The 23,283-nt window shown below is 43.2% G+C and carries 19 protein-coding genes and 1 other RNA gene; 17 read left to right on the top strand and 3 right to left on the bottom strand.

What is annotated here, in order from left to right:
* Positions 1-14: 14 nt before the first annotated feature.
* Positions 15-2,270, bottom strand: coding sequence for a bifunctional glutamate--cysteine ligase GshA/glutathione synthetase GshB (gene gshAB / locus RDV49_RS03090; RefSeq protein ID WP_003009008.1), 2,256 nt, complete (start codon positions 2,268-2,270; stop codon positions 15-17).
* A 296-nt stretch (positions 2,271-2,566) separates the two neighbouring features.
* On the opposite strand from gshAB, the gene RDV49_RS03095 reads away from it, so the two are divergent.
* The 17 genes from RDV49_RS03095 (at position 2,567) to RDV49_RS03175 (ending at position 21,096) form a co-directional block, all read left to right on the top strand.
* A complete protein-coding gene (locus RDV49_RS03095) occupies positions 2,567-3,859 on the top strand; it encodes an adenylosuccinate synthase (protein ID WP_003009006.1) in 1,293 nt (430 codons plus the stop codon).
* Between the two features lie 214 nt (positions 3,860-4,073).
* Complete coding sequence (locus RDV49_RS03100) at positions 4,074-4,718, top strand: HAD family hydrolase (protein ID WP_003002091.1); 645 nt, start codon at positions 4,074-4,076, stop codon at positions 4,716-4,718.
* A 118-nt stretch (positions 4,719-4,836) separates the two neighbouring features.
* Positions 4,837-5,115 (top strand): hypothetical protein, encoded by a 279-nt coding sequence (locus RDV49_RS03105; protein WP_003009004.1) that lies wholly within the window; start codon positions 4,837-4,839, stop codon positions 5,113-5,115.
* 144 nt (positions 5,116-5,259) lie between these two features.
* Positions 5,260-6,837, top strand: a complete 1,578-nt coding sequence (locus tag RDV49_RS03110; protein ID WP_037608141.1) for an ATP-binding cassette domain-containing protein — start codon at positions 5,260-5,262, stop codon at positions 6,835-6,837.
* Positions 6,838-7,139: 302 nt separating this feature from the next.
* The gene (gene tadA, locus RDV49_RS03115) at positions 7,140-7,649 is read left to right on the top strand and encodes a tRNA adenosine(34) deaminase TadA (protein WP_003016809.1); all 510 of its coding nucleotides are present in this window, start codon (positions 7,140-7,142) and stop codon (positions 7,647-7,649) included.
* Positions 7,650-7,687: 38 nt separating this feature from the next.
* Positions 7,688-7,783, top strand: an RNA gene (ffs, locus tag RDV49_RS03120) — signal recognition particle sRNA small type.
* 420 nt (positions 7,784-8,203) lie between these two features.
* Entirely contained in the window at positions 8,204-9,553 is a 1,350-nt protein-coding gene (locus RDV49_RS03125; protein ID WP_003008998.1) for a glucose-6-phosphate isomerase, read from the top strand.
* Positions 9,554-9,829: 276 nt separating this feature from the next.
* Positions 9,830-10,918: a hypothetical protein gene (locus RDV49_RS03130; protein ID WP_003008996.1), complete on the top strand. Its 1,089-nt coding sequence runs from the start codon at positions 9,830-9,832 to the stop codon at positions 10,916-10,918.
* A gap of 108 nt (positions 10,919-11,026) precedes the next feature.
* Entirely contained in the window at positions 11,027-11,734 is a 708-nt protein-coding gene (locus RDV49_RS03135; protein ID WP_310744362.1) for a hypothetical protein, read from the top strand.
* Positions 11,731-12,429 (top strand): hypothetical protein, encoded by a 699-nt coding sequence (locus tag RDV49_RS03140; protein WP_003008991.1) that lies wholly within the window; start codon positions 11,731-11,733, stop codon positions 12,427-12,429. Before RDV49_RS03135 ends, RDV49_RS03140 begins: the two co-directional genes overlap by 4 nt.
* Before the next feature lie 14 nt (positions 12,430-12,443).
* A complete protein-coding gene (locus RDV49_RS03145) occupies positions 12,444-13,349 on the top strand; it encodes a hypothetical protein (protein ID WP_003008990.1) in 906 nt (301 codons plus the stop codon).
* 39 nt (positions 13,350-13,388) lie between these two features.
* Positions 13,389-14,630, top strand: coding sequence for a hypothetical protein (locus RDV49_RS03150; protein WP_003008988.1), 1,242 nt, complete (start codon positions 13,389-13,391; stop codon positions 14,628-14,630).
* Positions 14,631-14,695: 65 nt separating this feature from the next.
* Positions 14,696-15,394, top strand: a complete 699-nt coding sequence (gene dapD / locus RDV49_RS03155) for a 2,3,4,5-tetrahydropyridine-2,6-dicarboxylate N-acetyltransferase (RefSeq protein ID WP_003016885.1) — start codon at positions 14,696-14,698, stop codon at positions 15,392-15,394.
* A 208-nt stretch (positions 15,395-15,602) separates the two neighbouring features.
* On the top strand, positions 15,603-16,736 hold the full coding sequence (locus RDV49_RS03160; RefSeq protein WP_003008984.1) for an N-acetyldiaminopimelate deacetylase: 1,134 nt from the start codon (positions 15,603-15,605) through the stop codon (positions 16,734-16,736).
* Between the two features lie 109 nt (positions 16,737-16,845).
* The gene (locus RDV49_RS03165) at positions 16,846-17,385 is read left to right on the top strand and encodes a 5-formyltetrahydrofolate cyclo-ligase (protein WP_003008982.1); all 540 of its coding nucleotides are present in this window, start codon (positions 16,846-16,848) and stop codon (positions 17,383-17,385) included.
* Positions 17,369-18,046, top strand: a complete 678-nt coding sequence (locus RDV49_RS03170; RefSeq protein WP_003008980.1) for a rhomboid family intramembrane serine protease — start codon at positions 17,369-17,371, stop codon at positions 18,044-18,046. The genes RDV49_RS03165 and RDV49_RS03170 overlap by 17 nt, the downstream gene beginning before the upstream one ends.
* 413 nt (positions 18,047-18,459) lie before the next feature.
* Complete coding sequence (locus tag RDV49_RS03175; protein ID WP_003008978.1) at positions 18,460-21,096, top strand: C69 family dipeptidase; 2,637 nt, start codon at positions 18,460-18,462, stop codon at positions 21,094-21,096.
* A gap of 64 nt (positions 21,097-21,160) precedes the next feature.
* Here RDV49_RS03175 and galU read toward each other — a convergent pair whose 3' ends face one another.
* Positions 21,161-22,069 carry a UTP--glucose-1-phosphate uridylyltransferase GalU gene (gene galU / locus RDV49_RS03180; RefSeq protein ID WP_003008975.1) on the bottom strand — a complete coding sequence of 303 codons (909 nt, stop codon included), beginning with the start codon at positions 22,067-22,069 and terminating at the stop codon, positions 21,161-21,163.
* Between the two features lie 45 nt (positions 22,070-22,114).
* On the bottom strand, positions 22,115-23,131 hold the full coding sequence (locus RDV49_RS03185; RefSeq protein WP_037608137.1) for an NAD(P)H-dependent glycerol-3-phosphate dehydrogenase: 1,017 nt from the start codon (positions 23,129-23,131) through the stop codon (positions 22,115-22,117).
* Positions 23,132-23,283 lie beyond the last annotated feature (152 nt).

Consider the following 23,283-nt stretch of genomic DNA (forward strand, 5'->3'; position numbering starts at 1 on the left):
TGCGTTTTCTTACTTTATAGGTCCATTTCTGGGAAAAGTTTAGCTAGTATTTTCGGAGTAATGCTTTGTCCCGGCCCCTCAGCACAATAGGTGTGCATATACATAGAAGGATTGAAGTTGAGCTCGATGCAGGTACAGTTGGGATTTTCCTTTGTGGAAATAGCAGAGCTGTCAGGGATGATGAGATCAACGCCACAGGCCCAGGCTCCCATAGCCTTTGCCATGTCCGCAGCGAGTTCCTTATAAGATGGGTGCATGCTGTCTGTGACATCAATCGAGTCTCCGCCAGTAGAAATGTTGGAATTGCGCCGCAAGTCAACCTTGACTCCAGCAGGCAGGATATCATCTGGTCCATAGCCTTGCTGGTCCAGCATGAGCAGTTCAATGTCCCCCAGTTCAATGATTTCAAGCGGTGAACGATGATCTCGGCCCCGCAGAGGATTGTCATTTTTGATGGCAATCAATTCTCTCACGGTATGCTGACCGTCTCCGACGACATTGGCCGCCACTCGCAAGAGGACTGCTTGGCATTGTCCGTCTAAGACAAAGAAGCGGTACTCCGTTCCAGCGATAAATTCCTCCACTAAGACGGCGACATCTTCTGAAAAAGCAATCTCCAGAGCCTTGTGATAAGCTTCCAGGCTAGCTGGCTCTTGGAAGATAGAGATGCCCAGTCCGAAGTTAGTTGACTTGGGTTTGACAACAATTTCTCGGTTCTTAATCAAAGGGTAGTAGGCCAGTCCCTTTTCTAGAGAAGAAAATTCTGCTCCAACCGGAACGGGAAAGTCAGCTGCTGCCAAAATCTTTTTGGTGACTGTTTTATTGGCCATGGCCAAAGGGATGACATAGTTATCCTTGGAGGTCATATTGCCGTTCTTGACATATTCTACATGACTACCATGCCAAAGCTTGAGAAATTGGTCCTTTTCATCTAAAATTTCGACATTTAGCCCCTTTTGAATAGCATCAAAGAGTAGCATCTGGGTGGACAGTTCCATATTTTCGTAGCCTTTGAGGGCATAAGGAGCAGTCCAGGCATAGCGGTGGTATTCTTCTGCTTTTTCTAGACCAAAAGCTGTTAAGGAATCTTGCTGGATATGGGGCAGGAGCTGTCCTGACAGTGTCAGCTGAGGATGTAAGAGAGCCTCTCTCATCTGGTCCAGCAAAGTTTGATAGTAAGTTGGCAGTTCAAAATGCTGGATGAGCTCTTCCATGGCTTGGAGAAGGGCTGAGCTGTCTGCCTCATCTGGCAGGGCAGTCAGCGGGTGGCTACAAGCAATTTTCTGGTTCAAATCATGGGCAGCTTTTAATACTGCATCAACATTTTCTACATCATCTAGCCAGAGCAGGCCCAGTAAAAAGAGATGGACAGTATCTAAGGTCTCTTGGCTAATGCCCAAATGGTCAAAAGGATTGAGATCGAAGCAGCGGAATTCCAGATAGGTGATACCCTGCTCCAGATAGGCGCGATTGTGCTTCTGTCCACGGAAGCGAACGGCTGAGTAAAATTCTTTTTCAGCACTGAGCTCGCCAGACTGAACGTAGTTTTCAATATCGGTTACATATTGCTCCAAAGAAGTGTAGGACACCTGAATATTCTCGTCATTGACATAGCCATAGTCGCTGTTGCGAAAAGAGCGGATAGGCTGCGGGTATTCCTGACTGTAGAAGCCGGCTTCTGCCAGAGGAGCAGCACCGTAGAGATAGGTTAAGAGCCATCGGAAACGCAGAAAGTTTCGAGCCAGTTTGAGATAGAGGTCATTTTTAAAGTCCTTGAGTAAATGATAGGAGCTGACTTGAAAGAGAGCAGCGACCAGATCTTTCCCTAGCTCCATGTTGTAGTGGATGCCAGAGATGGCCTGTAGTTTTTTGCCATATTTTTTCGCTAAACCCTCTCGGTAGTGGCGTTCGTATTCGTTTTCCAGACGGGCGATGATAATATCTTCTTCAGTCAGCTGCGGTGGCATGGACAGAGGCCACAGGCATTCACTCTGGTCAATTGAGCGGCCTGCCACATCGCTGATAGCTCCCAGTAAGCGCCGCGCTTCCTTAGTAGAGTGAGCAATAGGTGTAATTAGTTCCAGTTGTTGTTCGCTGAAGTCTGTTTGGATGGTCGGGTGGAAATTGCGGGAACCAAGCTGACTCGGATGAGCAGTTTGAGCTAAGTGTCCATCAGTTGTCACTCGCAGATTTTCCCTCTCCAGACCAAAGGTCGCTTGGAGAATAGGGCTTGATGTATCCAGTTTCTGCAGTAATTGATTAATCGTCATCGTTTCACCGTCCTATGGTAGTTATTTTAGTCTATTACAAACGGAAAAAGAAAGCAAATTTCCGCTACGATTTTACAAAAATTCCGAACTTTTATTTTAAATTAAGTACTAAAATTCAGAAAATACATATTTTGTAAAAATGTAATTCGTCTACATAAGAGAAAAAACAAATGAAATGATGAACCCTCCTTGAAAAATTGTCAAATTTTTCATATAATGAGGTATAAAACATAATCGCAGGTGAGATTCCTGCCTGCTTTTCAAGAAAGGACGAGCTATATAGCTCAGACAAAGATATGACATCAGTAGTTGTTGTAGGAACCCAGTGGGGAGATGAAGGAAAAGGGAAGATTACAGACTTCCTATCAGCCAATGCAGAAGTCATTGCTCGCTACCAAGGTGGGGACAATGCCGGTCACACCATCGTGATTGATGGCAAAAAGTTCAAGTTGCACTTGATTCCTTCTGGTATCTTCTTCCCTGAAAAGATCTCTGTGATTGGAAATGGGGTGGTTGTCAACCCGAAATCATTGGTCAAAGAGTTGGCTTATCTCCATGAAGAAGGGGTATCAACAGACAGCCTTCGCATTTCTGACCGTGCCCATGTCATCCTTCCTTACCATATCGAATTGGACCGTCTCCAAGAAGAGTCTAAAGGCGAAAACAAAATCGGAACGACCATCAAAGGGATCGGACCAGCCTATATGGACAAGGCTGCGCGTGTGGGAATCCGGATCGCGGACCTTTTGGACCGCGACGTCTTTGCGGAACGTCTTCGTATCAACTTGGAAGAAAAGAACCGTCAATTTACCAAACTCTATGATGCAGAGGCTCTGTCATTTGACGATATCTTCGAAGAATACTATGAATATGGTCAACAAATCAAGCAATATGTAACCGATACTTCTGTTATCTTGAACGATGCTTTGGATAACGGCAAGCGCGTGCTCTTTGAAGGAGCCCAAGGGGTTATGTTGGATATCGACCAAGGAACCTATCCATTTGTAACCTCTTCAAACCCAGTCGCAGGTGGGGTGACCATCGGATCAGGTGTCGGCCCAAGCAAGATCGACAAGGTTGTCGGTGTATGTAAAGCCTACACTAGCCGTGTTGGTGATGGCCCATTCCCTACGGAACTCTTCGATGAAGTGGGTGATCGGATCCGTGAAGTCGGCCATGAGTATGGGACAACAACCGGTCGTCCTCGTCGTGTTGGTTGGTTTGACTCCGTTGTTATGCGCCACAGCCGTCGCGTGTCAGGAATTACCAACCTTAGCTTGAACTCGATCGACGTTCTGTCCGGCTTGGATACAGTGAAAATCTGTGTAGCCTACGACTTGGATGGGGAACGCATCGACCACTACCCAGCAAGCTTGGAGCAACTCAAACGTTGCAAGCCGATCTATGAAGAATTGCCAGGTTGGTCAGAAGACATCACTGGTGTCCGCAGCCTAGAAGACCTGCCAGAAAATGCCCGCAATTATGTTCGCCGTGTCAGCGAACTGGTTGGAGTCCGCATTTCGACCTTCTCAGTCGGACCAGATCGTGACCAAACCAATATCTTGGAAAGTGTTTGGTCTAGTTTATAAGCAAATGAAGATAAGAGAGTGGGACAGAAATCGGTAATTCGTTAGAATTCGATTTCGTCGTCCCACCTCCGCACAGTTGAGTAGGGCTGTAAAAGCTGATGAAATCAGCGTAGTAGAGCCCACTCAACCACTGCGTCTTGCTCGACAATCCAAAGACAATTGAGAGGCTAGGACTTTTGTCCCAGCCTCTTTTTGAAAGCAGAAAGAGGAAAAAATGTATCAAACGATTTTATTTGACCTAGACGGCACCTTGACCAATTCAGAACTAGGGATTACCAACTCGGTGGCCTATGCCTTAGGAAAATATGGGATTCAAGTGCCAGACAAGAAAGCATTGAGAGTTTTCATCGGTCCGCCCTTGCAGGAGTCTTTTGAGCGCTTTTATGGATTTTCTAAGGAAGAATGTTTAAAGGCCATTGACTACTATCATGAGTATTTTTCCGAAAAAGGCCTTTATGAAAATGAGGTCTATCTAGGCGTTCCTGACTTGCTGGCTTCTCTCAAGCAGGCTGGCAAACAGTTGATTGTAGCTACGTCAAAGCCTGAAGAATTTTCCATTCAAATTCTCAAACACTTTGGTTTGTATGATTATTTTGACTTTGTCGCTGGTGCGACCATGGATAGAAAACGTAGTAAAAAAAGCGATGTTATCCAGTATGCCTTGGAGCAAAATGGGATTACAGATTTGGCGCATACCATCATGATTGGAGACAGGGAGCACGATGTGCTTGGCGCTCAAGCGCAAAAGCTTGATTCTATCGGTGTCCTTTATGGCTTTGGAAGCAGGGAAGAATTGGAAGAAGCCGGCGCCACCTATATTGCTCAAGAAGTTGGCGAAATTGCAGCTTTTATAGGATAACCTTTTCCAAAATATTAAAAGTTGGAACTTTTCTAATCTGCTGAATATTGCTTGATTTAATATTTCTATCGGTGTATGCTTACTGTAGGTTAAGTCACACAGATTAAGAGGTGATAATATGAATTTGTCACGATATATATTAAAATATAGTACTGATGATGGTACGTTGTATTTTAATACTAAAACCAATCATTCATTTTTTCTTACGAATGAATTGAATAGAGTAGTCGACAGCAATGATGTGATTAGGAAAGAGTTTCATGCTTATCTTGATAAAAATAAATATTTAAGTGAGGGTGAGTATGAGGTCGAAAAGTATCTATCTAAAATAAGCGATACAGATGCTGAATTATTGGAACTAACAATTTTGACACATGGAGATTGTAATTTTCGGTGAAGGTTAAAGTGAATAACAAATTCGATGACAAAATGAATGCTAAACCTAGAGTATTTAACTATAATTGTGATTGTAAATAATCACGATTTTAAATAAATTAGAGAAGAGGGTTGTGCTAGCCCTCTATTTTGATGGATGATAATTATGAGAAATATTTATAAGTACATTGATAAGAAGTATCTTTTTCCTATTTTTTTAGGGCGTATTGTGAATAGTGGTTTGGTGTTGGCGCAACCTCTGATTTTAACGAAGGCCTTGAAGTTAGATCAAGACGGCCTTTCTTATGGAAAAATTCTCAATTTTGTTTTATTTGGTTTGTCTGTCTATCTTGTTATTTATAGTCTGATGCTGTTTTCAAACTATTCGCACAATATATTCCGAAGAGAAATCAACAAAAGTGTCCGTGCCCTTTTATTTAAGAAAGTCATATTGAATCCTAAATTTTCCAATGATGAAAAAGTTAGTCTGCTAACTCAAGATATGGAATATGTGGGCGATAATTATTTGGAAAATATAAATGTTATGGTGAGTTGGGGATTTGTCGCCCTTGTTACAGCCATTTATATTGTTTCACAAAATTTTCTCTTAGGACTTATTTTTGTCATTTTTACGATTATGAGACCTATTCCTCAGTTCATCATGAATCGTCGTTTACAAGATTCGGGAGACAGCTGGTCCAAGCTTAGAACGAAATTACATGGGCTTGTCTCGGATAGTATGCAAGGCAGCCAAACCTTACGGATTAATCAGGCCATGAGGCTGAATGAAGAGCGCGTGAATGACTTAAACGGAGAATATCAAAAAGCCATCCAAAGATTTTGTTTCACACATAATATTATTTTTTTCTTTAATGGATTTATGGTCTTTTTTAGTCAGGTTGTTCCTCTTGCTTTAGGCTTTTATTTGAGTTTACAGGGAAATTCTATTTCTATTACAAGCCTCATCTCTATGTATGTTGCTGCGGGGATGCTGGTAGAACCGATCCAAACTCTGATGTACAGTGCAGCCAATCTCCAAGGTGCCTTGCCGACTGCGAACCGCCTGTTTAAGATTATCGAGGAAGAACCTGATTTCGAAGAGACAAAGGATCAATTTGTTGAAAATCTCGAATCGTTGCGCTTAAATCATATTTCAAAAAGTTTTGCTGAACGTCAGCTTTTTTCTGATTTGACGGCGACGATTTCAGTAGGTCAGAAGGTCTTAATCAAAGGACCGAGCGGGTCTGGAAAGACGACTCTTTTTCGCTTGATTTTAGGAGAAGAAGTATGTGATGAGGGTGACATTTTCGTTCAGTATGATGGAAATCAAATAACGAGTCATTTCCAAGGGAATATCGGTTTAATTAGCCAGCATCCCTTCCTGTTTAACGATACTATCCGCTATAATCTAACTTTTGGTCAGTCTTTTCAGGACCATGAATTATTGGAGGTATTGGACCGAGTTGGCTTAATAGATGAATTTCAGGATATTTTGAATGTAGAAATTCATAATAATGGTGAAAACATTTCAGGAGGTCAGCGTGTCAGATTAGAGTTGGCTCGTTTTCTCTTACGCGAGAAGGATATTTTATTAGCGGACGAAGTGACATCAGCTTTGGACGAAAAAAATAGTCGTCTGGTTAGAGACCTAATCTTTTCTTTGCCGATCACGGTACTAGAAATAGCCCATCATATTGATGAAGAAGAGCGCTATGACCAAATCCTTGAGTTACGTAAAGGATGAGCGATGCCACAATAGTTGGTTCTGCGACAAAGCGGATAGTAGTAAGCCAGCAATTTGTCAGATATTTTTGAGATTCTAAGTGGTGATATTTCCAAAATCATCAATACTCAGAGAACTTAAGCTTTATTTAAGATAGGCCAGCTATACTAGAAGCATAAACAAAGACCTCCTAACTTTGTTTAAACCTCCTAAACTTTTTCATAATAATCTCCCATAAGAGTCGCCCAATCGGCGGCTTTTTTTGTGAGTCGTAAGCTGCCTATGGTATAATGAACAAAGAAACTAAAAGGAAGAAGGAAGAGATGGACTACACGATAGAGGAAAAAGCGATGTTTATGAGGGAAGCCCTGAAGGAGGCGGAGATTGCCCTCGCCAATGATGAAATACCGATTGGCTGTGTCTTGGTCAAGGATGGTCAGATTATCGGGCGTGGACATAATGCGCGTGAGGAGCTGCAGCGGGCGGTCATGCATGCGGAAATCATGGCGATCGAGGAGGCCAATCAGCGTGAAAATAGCTGGCGCCTGCTGGATACGACGCTTTTTGTCACGATTGAGCCCTGTGTCATGTGTAGTGGTGCCATTGGTCTAGCTCGGATTCCCCAGGTGATTTACGGGGCGACCAATCAGAAGTTCGGTGGAGCAGGTAGTCTCTACGACATTTTGGCAGATGAACGCCTCAATCACCGAGTCGAAGTAGAAACAGGAATCTTGGAAGCAGAATGTGCAGCCATCATGCAGACCTTCTTCCGCCAAGGTCGAGAACGAAAAAAACAAGCCAAACTCGCAGCCAAGGCCGAAACACAAGAATAAAAACCGGACCTTTGCAAATCGAACAAATTATGATATAATACCTATCGGAGCAACAGTTCTGCGTGAAGCGGGTCAGGGGAGGAATCCAGCAGCCCTAAGCGAAGTGAACTGTGTGCTCTTTTCTATTGCTCTTGATGCGTCAAGTCCAAGGGACGCAGACGAATCCTAGAGCAATGGATGCAGTTTTTCCCGCTAGGGAAAAAGCTGTAAACCTATGAATGCTCTTAACGAATCAAGCCTGTAAGGCGCAACCGAACTTAGAGATATTGATCCTGAGGAGCGAAGCGACGTGAGGGCTATTGCTCACCAGAGTCATGTAGAAATGACTTTCATATCCAAAGAATAAAAGAGAAAAAATAGAGTTTCGTGTGAAGCTTCTTTTTTTGATTTTCTAGCCAAAAATAGTGCAAATATGCAAACGATTGCTATTGCGTCGTTGCTTGATTTGTGAAAATAAAAAAATTAGTAAATGAAAACGTTTTACAGAATGGTTTCCCTTGATTAAATCCGTGTAAAGCGATATCATAGAGAAGAACAAAATTTGGAGGAATAACATGTCTCATATTAAATTTGACTACTCAAAAGTTTTGGGTAAATTTGTTGCCCCACATGAAGTGGAATACATGCAACCACAAGTGACTGCAGCTGATGAATTGATCCGTAAAGGAACAGGTGCTGGTAGTGACTTCCTAGGTTGGTTGGACCTTCCTGAAAATTACGACCGCGAAGAATTTGACCGCATCTTGAAAGCTGCTGAACAAATCAAATCAGACAGCGATGTTTTGGTCGTGATCGGTATCGGTGGATCATACCTTGGTGCGAAAGCAGCGATTGACTTCTTGAACCACCACTTTGCAAACTTGCAAACAAAAGAAGAACGCAAAGCACCACAAATCCTTTACGCTGGAAACTCAATCTCATCTACTTACCTTGCTGACTTGGTAGAGTATGTTTCAGATAAAGACTTCTCAGTCAACGTGATTTCTAAATCAGGTACAACAACTGAACCAGCTATTGCTTTCCGTGTCTTCAAAGAACTCTTGGTGAAGAAATATGGTCAAGAAGAAGCCAACAAACGGATCTATGCGACAACTGACCGTGCCAAAGGTGCTGTAAAAGTGGAAGCAGATGCCAATGGTTGGGAAACATTTGTAGTTCCAGATGATATCGGTGGACGCTTCTCAGTCTTGACACCAGTTGGATTGCTTCCAATTGCTGCATCAGGCGCAGATATCAAAGCCCTTATGGAAGGTGCAAACGCAGCTCGTAAAGAATACACTTCAGACAAGCTTTCAGAAAACGAAGCATACCAATACGCAGCAGTTCGTAACATCCTTTACCGTAAAGGTTATGCAACCGAAATCTTGGTAAACTACGAGCCATCCCTTCAATACTTCTCAGAATGGTGGAAACAATTGGCTGGTGAGTCAGAAGGAAAAGACCAAAAAGGGATCTACCCAACTTCAGCTAACTTCTCAACAGACTTGCACTCATTGGGTCAGTTTATCCAAGAAGGAACTCGTATCATGTTTGAAACAGTTGTCCGTGTGGACAAACCACGTAAGAACGTGATCATCCCTACATTGGAAGAAGACCTTGATGGACTTGGTTACCTCCAAGGAAAAGACGTTGACTTCGTAAACAAAAAAGCAACTGACGGTGTTCTTCTTGCCCACACTGACGGTGACGTGCCAAACATGTACGTAACTCTTCCTGAGCAAGATGCCTTCACTCTTGGTTATGCCATCTACTTCTTCGAATTGGCAATCGCCCTTTCAGGTTACTTGAATGCGATCAACCCATTTGACCAACCAGGTGTTGAAGCTTACAAGAAAAATATGTTTGCCCTTCTTGGTAAACCAGGATTTGAAGAACTTGGAGCAGAACTCAACGCTCGTCTTTAATCAATAGACAAAACGATCTCGTAAGAGGTCGTTTTTTTACTTGCTAAACAAACTCATATTTTTGTCCCCTGGAATCAATTATAAAAACACGATCTAGTTATGTTTCTCAATCATATGGTTAACTGATTGCTATTGTCCCCCTTCGCAAGAAATTTTAATAGAAATTTCTAAAAGGTCCGATCTATCTCCGATCTTTTTCAGTCTTAACAGACAGGAGTTGGTCCTTGCTTGGTTTTATGTTATAGTAGAAGAGAAGAATAAAAAGGAGAATTCGAAATGTCCGAGAAAGATCAAGAACAATTTATGAAACAGACGCCCTTAGAGGGTGCGCCTCAATTTGATGTGGCTGCGCCAGCCTTTGTCCCAAAAGAAGAAGCCGAAGACTTGGTCGTTCCAGAAGTTAGTGGCCTTTCAGTGACGGAGACGGAAGCAATGAAAGAAGAAGCAGACGAGCCAGCTGTTTCAGAAACAGTGGAGCCTCCAAAGGTGGATGAAGCAACTGTTGGAGAACATCCGGATGTAGTTGCTGCTCCCCAACCGACTCCTCCATTCCAGCCTGCGCCTCAAGCTCCTCAAAATATGGCAGCTGAACCAGTTGGTCCGCAAACAGTGCCTGTTCCTGAGACACCTATTCCACAAGCTCCTCTTTCTCCTGTTGGAAGACCGATGGATACTGCAGACAAGAAGGCGATTCGTTTTGCCCTTGGGATTTTAGTTGGGCTTCTTATCGGTGGTGTCAGTGGCTATTTGATTGGTCATGCTAACCCTAGTACATCACTATCTAGAAAGCATACTTCTTGGTCAGGCAACCAGTCCGGTTCTTCTTCCAATATCGATTTGGAGCAATTGACTTCTGAAGATGCGGAAGCTGATTTTAGCTGGGAACAATCTGATATTGAGCAACTTCAGTTTTTGACTGGAAAGGATGATGGGGAGACTCCTGAGGAAATGGTCGACGCTTATGGAAAGGCTAGTTCCGTTCAATTTGAAAGTGGAGAATTGAAATTATTTTGGGATGATAACTCTTATAATAAAGAGGTCAAAGCGACTTACTCTAAGAAAGGGAAAGAATTCCAGCTTGTCAAATTTGAATTTAATCAATTTGGGAAAAATCTTACGGTTGAGGATAACTTTGCAGATGGGTTTAAGGTTGGAGATAGTGAAACCGGTGCTGGAGGGACCTCTTACAAAGAGCTTTTAGAAAAATACGGTGATGCAGTCAATCTGACGGTGAGTTTATCTGATGATTCAGACGAGATAGAATTGGTCATGGACTTCCAAAAGAAAAATGGGGACTACGTGGATTTGACCTTTATTCGCCAAGAAAATGGAGATTTTCTCTTGAGCAGTAAAGACAGCTACTAAATCACTGAATAAAAGAAAGAGGCAAGCGCCTCTTTTTTGGGATAAGACGAGACAAATACGCTAATTTTCTATACAATAGAAAGAGTTTGAATAGAAAGAGCATGAAGGATGGAAGAAATGAAAGAGTGGATAGTTCGTCATAAGCGGATCCTCCAAAAAGCTGCAAGTGCTTTGCTGGCTTTTATGGTTGGTGTTTGCTTGGTGTTTATGATTCATCCAGTGAAAACCTTGCCCAAAGATCGCTTGTTGAGTTTGTCTCGCATGCAAGCAGACAGCCAGCGATTTGTCGCGTCTTCTTCCAAAGAGCCGGCTTTAGAAGACTTGTTGTCATTGGAGCTTGTAAGGGAAGAAGGGAAGACACAAAAAAATTGGGTGGCTTTGTCTGCATTCGTCAAAAAATTTGGAAAAGCAGCGAGTTTTACACAAGAAGATACGAGTTTTGGAGCGCAAGTCCAGCTAGGCTATGGGACTCCTATGCAGGGGATTCATCCTTATACCATAGAATTTCAAAGGCAGGATGATACCTTTTATTTGAGCTCGATTCAAGGATTTGCTCCCAAGTCGGCTCACTATCAGAGCAAAAAGAACTTAAAACTAGCAGATTTTACAGGCTATCAGACGCTAGATGGAAAAAAGGAAAAGGGGACAGCAGTAGAAGATGTCTTGAAAAAATCAGGTCTTCCCAATTCTCTTAGTTTGACCTCTGCAAAGGACAAGCAAGTTTTAGCCCTGTCTTATCAGGTGACAGATGGACTGGTCTCTTTGACTTTTGAACGCGACCAGACTGGTCAGTATCGTTTGACGAAGAAGGGATGAAGCAGATGATCGAGTGGATGAAAAAGAATCAAAAAGAACTCTTGCTGCCGTTTTTGTGTTTTGTTTTAGGACTGTTACTTGCGATTGCGATCATCCAGGTGCAAGAGCAGGGAACCGATACCAAGGAGGACCAAACACTTGCCCATTTCCAGCCAAAGGATTACCAGAATTTGGTCAGCAAGGAACAAGAAATCAAGCAGTTTAAATGGACCATCGAAGCTGTGGCGAATTTAAAAGTTCGTCTTAAGCAGAGTCAGCAACCAGGAACCCGCTTGGAAACAGTTGTGACGGAATGGGGAAAAGCCCAAAAAGTTCGCTACACTAAGACAGCTCAAGGGGATAAAACGGTTCTCGTCTTGACCTATGCGGCAAAGCAAACCGATCAGGGAAAGAAAAGTGTAACCTTGTGGTTTGAACAGGAAAAAGACCAGGGGTATCGCTTGACGACGGTAGATGCGACGAATTTGTTGGACGAAAAAGAGAAGACAAGTAGTGAGAAAGAAATCACTGCTGAAAAAGAGAAAAAAGGTACAGAATTCGCCCAGCTCATTAAGCAACTTGGAAATCCTCAACGCTTGGTTTGGGGAGAAATGCCAGATGGCGGAATGGGCTATCGCGCGACTTACCAGGTGCCAGGGCAGCCGGAAGTGGTGATGGAATTCAAGAAAAAAGCCAAGAAATTAGTGTTGGTATAAGAAAGGAGACATCATTGGACGATCAACGGACAGACATCAAGGCAGCTTCCTCTCACCAGGGTGGGAGCCGCTTGATTTCAGAAGCCGATCTGGCTTCAATAGGGATGGACAATCATCAGGATACTAGAAGCCATTCAGATACGATGGAGTCTTCCCCTTCTTCCTCAAAAGAGGGGATTGGTTCGCTTTTGCGATTTTTTGGGTGGTTCGCCTTGTTAATGGCTTTTGTGTTTGTGCTTCAAAACGAAGTTAATAAAAGCTCTTCTTCATCTTCTTCGAGTGAGGGGATCAATGGTTTATCACGTGATGGTATCAGAACGGAATATCTGACCAGTGAAAATAGTTCTTATATCGCCTCAGCTAATGAATTTCAATTTCAGCCAACCTATGAAAAGGCAATGTCTCTTATTCCTGATTTTGCAGTGGAAGAAAAAAAGACCTCTTTTGGGACGGTAGACCCACAAGATGTCGTTGCAGCATTAGGTAAAGCAAGGAGTGGGGAAGCAACGTATAGTGATAGCAGTTCCAGTCCCTTTTTGCTGACATTAGATTACCAATCAAAGGATGCAGATGGGAAGGTTCTTCTTGAAAAAACAGGTGCCTTTTACAGGATCTCTCTTTTAAGTTTGAAACACTTAAAAAGTGACCGATTTGCGAATAAGAATGGGAGCTTGACGAAGGACGATTTTGCCACTATCAAGGTCGGAATGCCTTATTTAGACCTACTCAATACGGTAGGGATTCCGGATGAAATATATGTATCTGGGCTTTTAGGTTACGGGGAAGCGCCTTCCTTTACCTATCGATTATCGGATTCTCAAACGGTTCAAATCCATTTTGATAGCCGGCAAACCATCAAGGATATCAAATCGAAAGAGGTAGCGACCACACCAGTTTCCTCTACATCTACAGCACAGTAAAAAAATCAGCCGAAGCATTTTAAATAAAAGGAGAGGACAATGGGAAATAAAGACTGGTCGCATCTACGAAATGAGCACCAGAGTCGGTTTTCGAAAGGCCAGCCGAAAGAAGCACCCTTAGAAAAAGGAAGTCCTGAGAAGCTAGAAGATACGCTCGCAAAAGAGCCAGAAGTGGTAGAAGTCCCTGCTTTTCAGGAAGAGGTGAAACAAGAAGAGGAACGAAAAGACGAACCAGCGATTGGTGTGAAGGAGGAATCGCATGATCCAAAGGAAGGATCATTTGCTACACCTGAAGACGAATCAGCTCAGGTCGTTCTTGCTACACCACTAACAGAAGAAGCAAGGTCAGACACACCAGCACAAGATACAATAGGGCAGTCTCCTTCAGCTGATAAAAAAGTAGAGCACCAGGGTGGGAGCCGCTTGATTTCAGAAGCTGATCTGGCTTCAATAGGGGGAAGCAGGCATTCAGAACCAAGACAAACGGTACTAGACTCCCAATCGGATAGGGCGAAAACCTACTCTCCTTCCTCTAATAGTGGAGGGTCTTCGCTGGCAGCCTTTTTTGGATTATTGGCCATGCTGGGATTATTTGCCTATCTGGCTTCAGGAGGTATCCATAGTGAGGAACATCCTTCTTCTACTACTAGTGAATACGGAAGCACTGGCCTGTCTTATGGAACCAGAAAGGAAACCTTGAAGAGTGGTAATAGTACCTTGATTGCACCGGAAGGTGAATTTCAGTTTCAAGTGACCTATGAGAAGGCGATTTCCCTGATTCCTGGTTTAAGTGAGGGGGATCAAGGCCGTACCTCTTCAACTTATCTGTCTCCGCAGGATGTGGTAGCTGTACTGGGCAAGGCTAGTAGTGGGGAAGAAACCTACCAAGAGGGTAGTGTCGGTCCTTTCATGACAAGCTTGGATTATGAGGCTGAAGGATCCCCTTCTTCTGTATCTGTTTTGCTTTCAAATATGATTAGTAGCCGTCTATCTTCTCTTAATTTTGAGAACTTAAACAGTGAGCGATTAGCCAATAAAAATGGCAGTTTGAATAGAGAGGATTTTGCCAATATTAAAATAGGAACCAGCTATGCAGATCTTGTGAATACAGTCGGAATTCCTAGCCGTGTTTCTTGGTCGAGTATGATGGGTTCAGAGTCTTTTTTAACCTTTCACTATAAACTTTCTGATTCGCGATCAGTCATTATTCGTTTTGGAAGTAATCGCACCATCAGTGAAATGACAGGCATGGAGGATTCGGCTACAACCACGTCGCCTTAGGTGTTCATCTCACTTGGATTGTGGTATAATATGGATACCTTTAATTGAAATGAATGGAGAATCTTATGACAGCACAAAAAATGTCTGCACAAGAAATTATCGCCTTTATCGGAAATGCAGAGAAGAAAACAAATGTGAAAGTAACCTTTGAAGGGGAATTGGCAACGGCTGTTCCTGCTTCTGTTACGAAACTTGGCAATGTTTTGTTCGGTGACTGGAAAGATATCGAGCCCCTTCTTGCCAACTTGACAGAGAACAAGGATTATGTGGTCGAACAAGATGGCCGTAATTCAGCTGTTCCCTTGCTGGATAAGCGCTATCTAAATGCGCGTATCGAACCAGGTGCTATTATCCGTGACCAAGTGACCATCGAAGACAATGCTGTCGTGATGATGGGTGCTGTCATCAACATCGGTGCTGAAATCGGTGCAGGAACCATGATTGATATGGGGGCTATCCTTGGTGGTCGTGCTACAGTTGGTAAAAACAGCCACATCGGTGCAGGTGCCGTTCTTGCAGGTGTCATTGAGCCAGCTTCTGCTGAGCCTGTTCGGATCGGTGATAATGTCTTGGTCGGTGCCAATGCAGTTGTGATTGAAGGGGTTCAAGTAGGGAACGGTTCAGTCGTTGCCGCTGGAGCTATCGTTACTCAAGATGTTCCTGAAAATGTGGTCGTAGCTGGTGTCCCTGCTCGCATCATCAAGGAAATCGATGAAAAAACACAACAAAAAACAGCACTCGAAGACGCTTTGCGTAATTTGTAAGATATGAATGGTAGAGGCTGGGCAAAAACTGTCCAGCCTTTGATGTTTGAAGGGAATAATTGTATGACGCAGTGGTTGATTGGCATCTTTGTTCGCTTGATTAAGCTCCAAAGATGACCTAATCAACTGTGCGGGGGTGGGAAGACGAACTCCTTTTAAATAATAGGAGTTCTTTCCCACTCCCTATTCTAATAGAAAGAAGACGACTATGACATTGGATTTAATCAAAATCAGACGGGATTTGCACCAAATCCCTGAAATTGGCTTGGAAGAGTTTGAAACCCAAGCCTACCTCTTAGAGAGAATCGCAAAGATCACAGCGGGCAAGGACTTTGTAGAGCAACGGACTTGGCGGACCGGGATCCTGGTTTATCTCCATGGGTCTGCTCCTGAAAAAACCATTGGTTGGCGGACAGATATCGATGGCTTACCGATCGTGGAACAAACGGGCCTTGATTTTGCCTCCAAGCACGAAGGACGGATGCATGCTTGTGGTCACGATATGCACATGACGACAGCCCTTGGACTTTTGGATCAACTGGTCCAAGTACAACCCAAAAATAACCTGCTCTTTCTCTTCCAACCAGCTGAAGAAAATGAAGCTGGTGGAATGCTCATGTATAAGGACAATGCTTTTGGCGACTGGCTCCCTGATGAATTTTATGGTCTGCATGTGCGCCCTGATTTGAAGGTGGGAGACATTGCGACCAATACGGGTACCCTTTTTGCGGGGACCTGTGAAGTCAAGATTACCTTTACAGGTAAGGGAGGGCATGCTGCCTTTCCACATGAGGCCAATGATGCTCTTGTAGCAGCCTCTTACTTCATTACCCAAGTCCAATCGGTCGTGAGTCGAAATGTCGATCCAATTGAAGGGGCTGTGGTGACCTTTGGTTCCATGCATGCAGGGACAACCAATAATGTGATTGCTGAGACAGCCTTCCTTCATGGGACCATTCGGACCTTGACCATGGAGATGAATCTTTTGACTCAAAAACGGGTCAAAGCCATTGCAGAAGGAGTTGCAGCCGCTTTTGATGTAAAATTGGATCTGGAACTCAAGCAAGGAGGTTACCTGCCTGTGGAAAACCAACCAGAATTGGCCAAAGAACTCATGGACTTTTTCACAGCTGAGGAAGACGTAAACCTGATTGATATCCTGCCTGCGATGACAGGAGAAGACTTCGGCTTTCTCTTGAGCAAGGTCCCTGGTGTCATGTTCTGGTTGGGGATTGATACCCCTTATGCCTTACACCATCCGAAGATGATCCCAAATGAAGCAGCCCTTCCCTTTGCTGTGGAAAACATTGGTAAATTTTTGAAAATGAAAGCCAACCAATAAAGGAATGATTCAACTCCGTCTGGAGTTGGATTTTTTCTTTGTTGTATAAAAACTGTTCGGATCTTTCCTAAAAAATGATACAATTAAAGCTAGACAAAAGGAGTAGGGAATGAAGAAAACACTACGAAAAGAAACCATTGCAGCCATGAAACAGTTGCCAGAATCCGTAAAAACTCAAGCAGATGAAGAGCTGACTCAGCGCCTCTTGGAGTTACCAGCTTTTCAGGAGGCAAAGACCCTTGCGACCTATCTGTCTTTTGACCATGAAGTTTCCACAGCTGGCTTGATCCAAGCAGCTCTTCAACTTGGAAAACGCGTCTGTGTTCCCCGTACCTATCCACAAGGGCGAATGGAATTTGTGGAATACGATCCTAATATTTTGGAAAAGACACGCTTTGGTTTGCTGGAGCCCAATGAAAAAGGAAAGCTTGTGGATCAGTCAGAGATTGATCTGATCCATGTACCAGGCTTGGTCTTCCAGTCAAAAGGCTACCGAATTGGCTATGGTGGTGGCTATTATGATCGTTATTTAGCAGATTTTACTGGAAAAACGGTTAGTACGATTTATTCCATCCAGCAGAAGGAGTTCCAGCCAGATACTTTTGATCAGGCAGTTCAGGAGGTGCTAGTCTATGAAGTTACTCTTTGATCGTCGTTATCCTGTGACCAGCCTCTTGTTGCTCGTCACAACGGCAGTCTTTCTTTCCATGTTTATCCGATTTGGAAGTGACTACCAAACAGGTGCAGCTGTTTACTATAGCGGTGGTATTATTGGAGAGGTTGTGAAAGTCGATCCTAGCCAGTTATGGCGAATAGTGACAGCTACATTTGTTCATATCGGCCTAGAACATTTTGTGCTCAATATGATCACCCTCTATTACTTGGGACGTTTGGCAGAAGATCTCTTTGGATCGAAGGCTTTCTTAGCTCTTTATCTCTTATCAGGCATGATGGGCAATGTCTTTGTCGCTATTTTTACGCCGGATGTGATTGCAGCAGGAGCTTCTACAGCCCTCTTTGGACTGTTTGGGACCATTGGTGCTCTGCGCTTTATTGTCCAAAGTCCCTATATTCGTCACTTGAGTCAGTCCTATACTAGCTTGATTGTCGTCAATTTGATCTTTAGCTTCATGCCAGGGATCAGTATGGCGGGGCACATCGGTGGATTAGTAGCTGGGCTGATGTTGGCTTATGTCTTTCCAGTAAGAGGGGAAGCTCGTTTTATGAACCGAACCTATCAGATTAGTGCAGCCCTATCTTATCTCTTGCTTTTACTATATTTCTTAGGTAAAATCTTGAATCTATTTTAAGAAGAGGCTAGGACAAAAGTCCTAGCCTCTTAATTGTTTTTGGATTGTCGAGCAAGACGCAGTGGTTGAGTGGGCTTTACTACGCTGATTTCATCAGCTTTTACAGCCCTACTCAACTGTGCGGAGGTGGGACGACGAAATCGAATTCTAACGAATTACCGATTTCTGTCCCACTCTCTTTTTTTCCTAAAAAATGTAGCAAAATCGTAAACTAACAGAAAATTGTTTGAAATCTCAATAAATATATATAAATTACATAGAAATGAGTTGATAGAAAGATAATTTAGGAAAAAATAGAATAAAAACAAGCCTGGTAAGCGTTTGCAAAAATAACTAAAAAGAGGTAGACTAGGAGTATAAAAAATCAGGAATAGTGCCTTTTTTAAAAGGGACATTCGAAAAGGAGATTTGCCATGAAGAAATGGTTATTTAAACTTTCATTGGTAGCAATGACATTTTTACTCCTACCAGCTCAAGCAGTTCAAGCCTGTTGTGGCTTTATCATTGGTCGGCAATTGACCAAGGATGGGACTACCCTATTTGGTCGGACAGAAGATTACCCTTACTATCCAAATGGTGGGAAGCACAACAAGAACTATATGGTGGTTGATGCGAAGAACTATAAGGAAGGGGATCAACTGGAAGACGAATCCAATGGTTTTACCTATCCACATGCTGCCAGTGAAATGAAATACACAGCGACTTATGACTCAGCTCGTGGAGATGGTAGTAACGGTGCTTTTGGTGAACATGGATTTAACGAAGCCGGCGTCTCTATGACATCAACCGTTACAGCAATTCCAAACAAAAAAGTCTTGAAGACTGATCCATTGACAGAAAACGGAATTCCAGAAGCTGCTATGTTGGACGTAGTTTTACCACGCGTTAAGTCTGCTCGTGAAGGGGTTGAATTCCTAGCTAAAGTCATTGAAGAAAAAGGATCAGCAGAAGGGAATGTTGTCGTTTTTGCAGACCAAAATGAAACTTGGTATATGGAAATTCTTTCTGGTCACCAATATGTAGCTGTTAAAGTCCCAGAAGACAAATATGCAGTCTTTGCAAATACCTACTACCTTGGTCATGTGGATTTGAATGATAAGGAAAACGTGATCGCTTCGAAAGATGTTGAAAAAGTAGCCAAAGAATCTGGTAACTACAAGACAGATAAAGATGGTAACTTCCATATCGCTAAATCTTATGGACCAGAAAAATATGCTGAAGGGGACCGCTCACGGACCTATGCAGGTATCACCTTGCTAGATCCAGACTCTAAAGTCACTTATGAGGATGATGAGTATGAGCTCTTCCGTTCACCAACCGATCCAAATAAGAAATACACCTTAGAAGATGCTTTTGCCTTGCAACGGAACCGTTTTGAACACTTGAATGGACGCTTTGTACCAGATGATCAAATCGGTGTTAAGAAACAAGGGGACGATGGTAGCAACGATACTGTTCGGAAAGACCAATATAAGTATGCTTTAGGAAACGAAAATGTCATCGATGCCCATGTCTACCAAATCAATCCAAACCTACCAAAATCATTTGGTGGAACTGTATGGCTTGGTATGGGACCATCTCGGAACACTCCTTATGTTCCATTCTATGGAAATGTAAAAGATACCTATAAGGCTTTCAAACCTCAAACTGCTACCTATGATCCGAATTCATGGTATTGGACAGTATGGCATATTGACCAGATGGCCATCAATAATCAAGACCTCTTTGGAAAATCGATTCAAAATCACTGGAAAGCTCTCGAAGAACAATTGATCATTGAACAGAAGGTTAGTGATAGCAAATATGCAGCCTTGAAAGCTGATGAAGCTGCAGCAAAAGCAGTTGAAGATAAAGTGACTGAGGATGCTTTAGCTCGGTCTGAACGTCTCTTCAAACAATTCAAGCAATATGAGTCTGAATTATCTGCAACTCTTAAAGAAGCAGGTCGTACAGATGATCCATACCGTGCATCTTTACCAGATGACTACAAGGATCCAACAGAGTCAAGTACAGAACCAAGCAAGGAAGAAACAAAGCCAAGCACAGAGTCAAGTACAGAACCAAGCAAGGAAGAAACGAAGCCAAGCACAGAGTCAAGTACAGAACCAAGCAAGGAAGAAACGAAGCCAAGCACTGAGTCAAGTACCAAGCCAAGCAAGGAAGAAACGACACCAAGTACTGAGTCAAGTACAGAACCAAGCAAGGAGGAAACAACACCAAGTACTGAGTCAAGTACAGAACCAAGCAAGGAGGAAACAACACCAAGTACTGAGTCAAGTACAGAACCAAGCAAGGAAGAAACGAAGCCAAGCACTGAATCAAGTACCGAGCCAAGCAAGGAAGAAACGAAGCCAAGCACCGAGTCAAGCACCGAGCCAAGTAAGGAAGAAACGAAGCCAAGCACAGAATCAAGTACAGAACCAAGCAAGGAGGAAACGACACCAAGTACTGAGTCAAGTACGGAACCAAGCAAGGAGAAAACAACACCAAGTAGTACAACTACTATTGTTCCTACAAACAGTAACAGTGTTAGTACCGTTGGTCGTCCAGTTTTACCAACAAATTCGTATATTTTAGTAGACCAGGCAACAGGTATCGTCTTGCAAAACCCTGATTTTGCTCAAGGTGGCTATAGTCTCCTTGTTGAAGTTTTGAAAGATGTTAAAGAACTAGCTGGTAAAGAGTACAAGGCATATAATATTCAATTATCGAACCAAAATAATCCTGTACATCAAATTAGTTCAACGGTTGTGACCATTCCAGTCAATGGGCAAAAAGAAGTAGAAGCAGTTTATGGTATCGGTGAAGATGGTCAATTGGAATCCTTCCAATTCCAACTAAATGAAGATAAGTCAGCCGTAACATTTACAACCTCTCATTTCTCGACTTATGGTGTAGTTTATAAATCTGCAGCAAAAATTGAAGTGAAGAAAGGTGAGAAAAAATTACCATCAACCGGACAAAGTATCTCAATCGCGACGATGGTAGGCGGAGTTCTTTTGACAGTTTTTGGATTTGGCTACTACATCGAAAAACGTAGAACCCATTAAACGATACAGTTTATAAGATACAACAAAAAAAGGAAGTGAGAATGAAATCTCTCTTCCTTCTTTTTTAGTCTGCAGTTTGTTCAGATGCTTCTAATTTTTTTCCAAGGTCGATAATATATTGTTTAAGATCATCTTTGACTTGAGGGTGTTTCAAGGCATAGTCGATCGAAGTTTTCATGAAGCCGAATTTATCACCTACATCGTAGCGTTGGCCTTTAAATTCACGGGCAAAGACTCGTTGGGTCTTATTGAGGGTGTCGATCGCATCCGTCAATTGAATTTCATTGCCGGCACCTGGTTCTTGATTTGCAAGAATATCAAAGATTTCAGGAGTCAAGAGGTAGCGTCCGATAATAGCGAGATCACTTGGAGCGTCCTCTGGGTTTGGTTTTTCGACAAAAGTTTCAACGCTATAAAGACCGTTAATGCCTTCGCCTTGAGGTGCAATCACACCGTAAGAAGAAACCTCTTCGTGAGGGACTTCCATCACAGCGATGGTTGACGCATGGGTTTCATCGTAGTCGTTCATCAATTGTTTGGTCAATGGCAAGGCATCATCATTAGTGATGTCCATCAGATCATCTCCCAACATAACGACAAAAGGCTCGTTTCCAACAAAGGCCTTGGCTTGAAGAACAGCGTCTCCTAAACCTCGAGGGTGACTTTGGCGGATGAAATGAAGATTGATCGCTGTTGTATCATTGACCAACTTGAGTAAGTCAGTCTTGCCTTTTTGCTCGAGGTTGTATTCCAATTCGAAGTTAGAATCGAAATGGTCTTCGATCGAACGTTTGGCCTTCCCTGTTACGACAAGGATTTCCTCAATCCCAGATTTCAGAGCCTCTTCTACGATGAATTGGATCGTAGGTTTGTCAACGATTGGCAACATTTCCTTTGCCAAAGCTTTGGTAGCTGGGAGGAAGCGCGTCCCCAAACCAGCCGCAGGAATGACTGCTTTTCTAACTTTAGTCATATAGTTTCCTTTCTAAAAGGTAGGATTGATGATAGGGTGGTTGACTTATTTCCACTCATTTTCTTCTTTAAATTCATTGCTCATCATGTGGTGGATGGCTTCGCGGATATCTTTTCCTTCATAAATGACTTGGTAAATGGCTTGTGTAATCGGCATGTAGACATCCAATTCTTGGGCCAGCTCGTGGGCGACTTTGGTCGTAGAGATCCCTTCAATGATCATGCCCATGTTGGCTTCGATATCTTCCAATTTTTCGCCACGTCCGAGAGCATCCCCAGCTCGCCAGTTGCGAGAGTGAACAGAAGTTCCGGTAACGATCAAGTCACCGACCCCAGACAAACCACTATAGGTCAATGGGCTAGCTCCGAGCTTAACGCCAAGGCGCGTGATTTCAGCGAGACCGCGCGTGATGATGGCTGCTTTGGCATTGTCCCCATAACCAAGACCGTGCAGGGCTCCAGCTCCGACCGCGATGATATTTTTCAAGGCTCCAGCAGTTTCCACTCCGATGACATCTGTATTGGTATAGAGGCGGAAGTAGTGATTGCTAAAGAGTTCTTGAACATAGCGTGCAGCTTCTAAATCTTTTGAGGCTGCTGTAATGAGGGTGATGTCCCGTACGATGGTTTCTTCCGCGTGACTCGGTCCAGAAACGACCACTACTTCACTGCGAAGAGAGGCAGGGATTTCTTCTTCGAGGATTTGAGAAATCCGATCGTGTGTACCAGGTTCTAATCCTTTAGAAGCGTGCATGACTGTGACAGGGTGATCCAGTGTTTCAGCAACTTGTTTAGCGACCAAGCGGGTCACCTTTGTAGGAACGACAAAAAGGATAGCATCCACGCCGTCCAAAGCTGCTTTCAGATCGGTCGTAGCGGTAATTTGATCGCTAATAACGATGTCTTTGAAATAGCGTTGATTGGTATGAGCGGTATTGATTTCATCGATTTGTTCTTGGATATTTCCCCAGAGACGGACTTCATGGCCGTTATCATTGAGGACTTGTGAAAGGGCTGTTCCCCATGAACCAGGACCCAATACTGCAACGGTTTGTTTTTCCATTGTATCTTCCATTTCTATGTCTATTTTTCAACAAGGCTAGGAATCTAGCGCTTGCACCTTCGAAACGGCCTAATGTGTGCCTTGAAGGACGATTCTATTTTCCTCTCTATTTTAACATAATATAGGTAAAAAAACTTGTATGATCATCAATT

The organism is Streptococcus parasanguinis (assembly GCF_031582885.1).
Taxonomy (GTDB): domain Bacteria; phylum Bacillota; class Bacilli; order Lactobacillales; family Streptococcaceae; genus Streptococcus; species Streptococcus parasanguinis_M.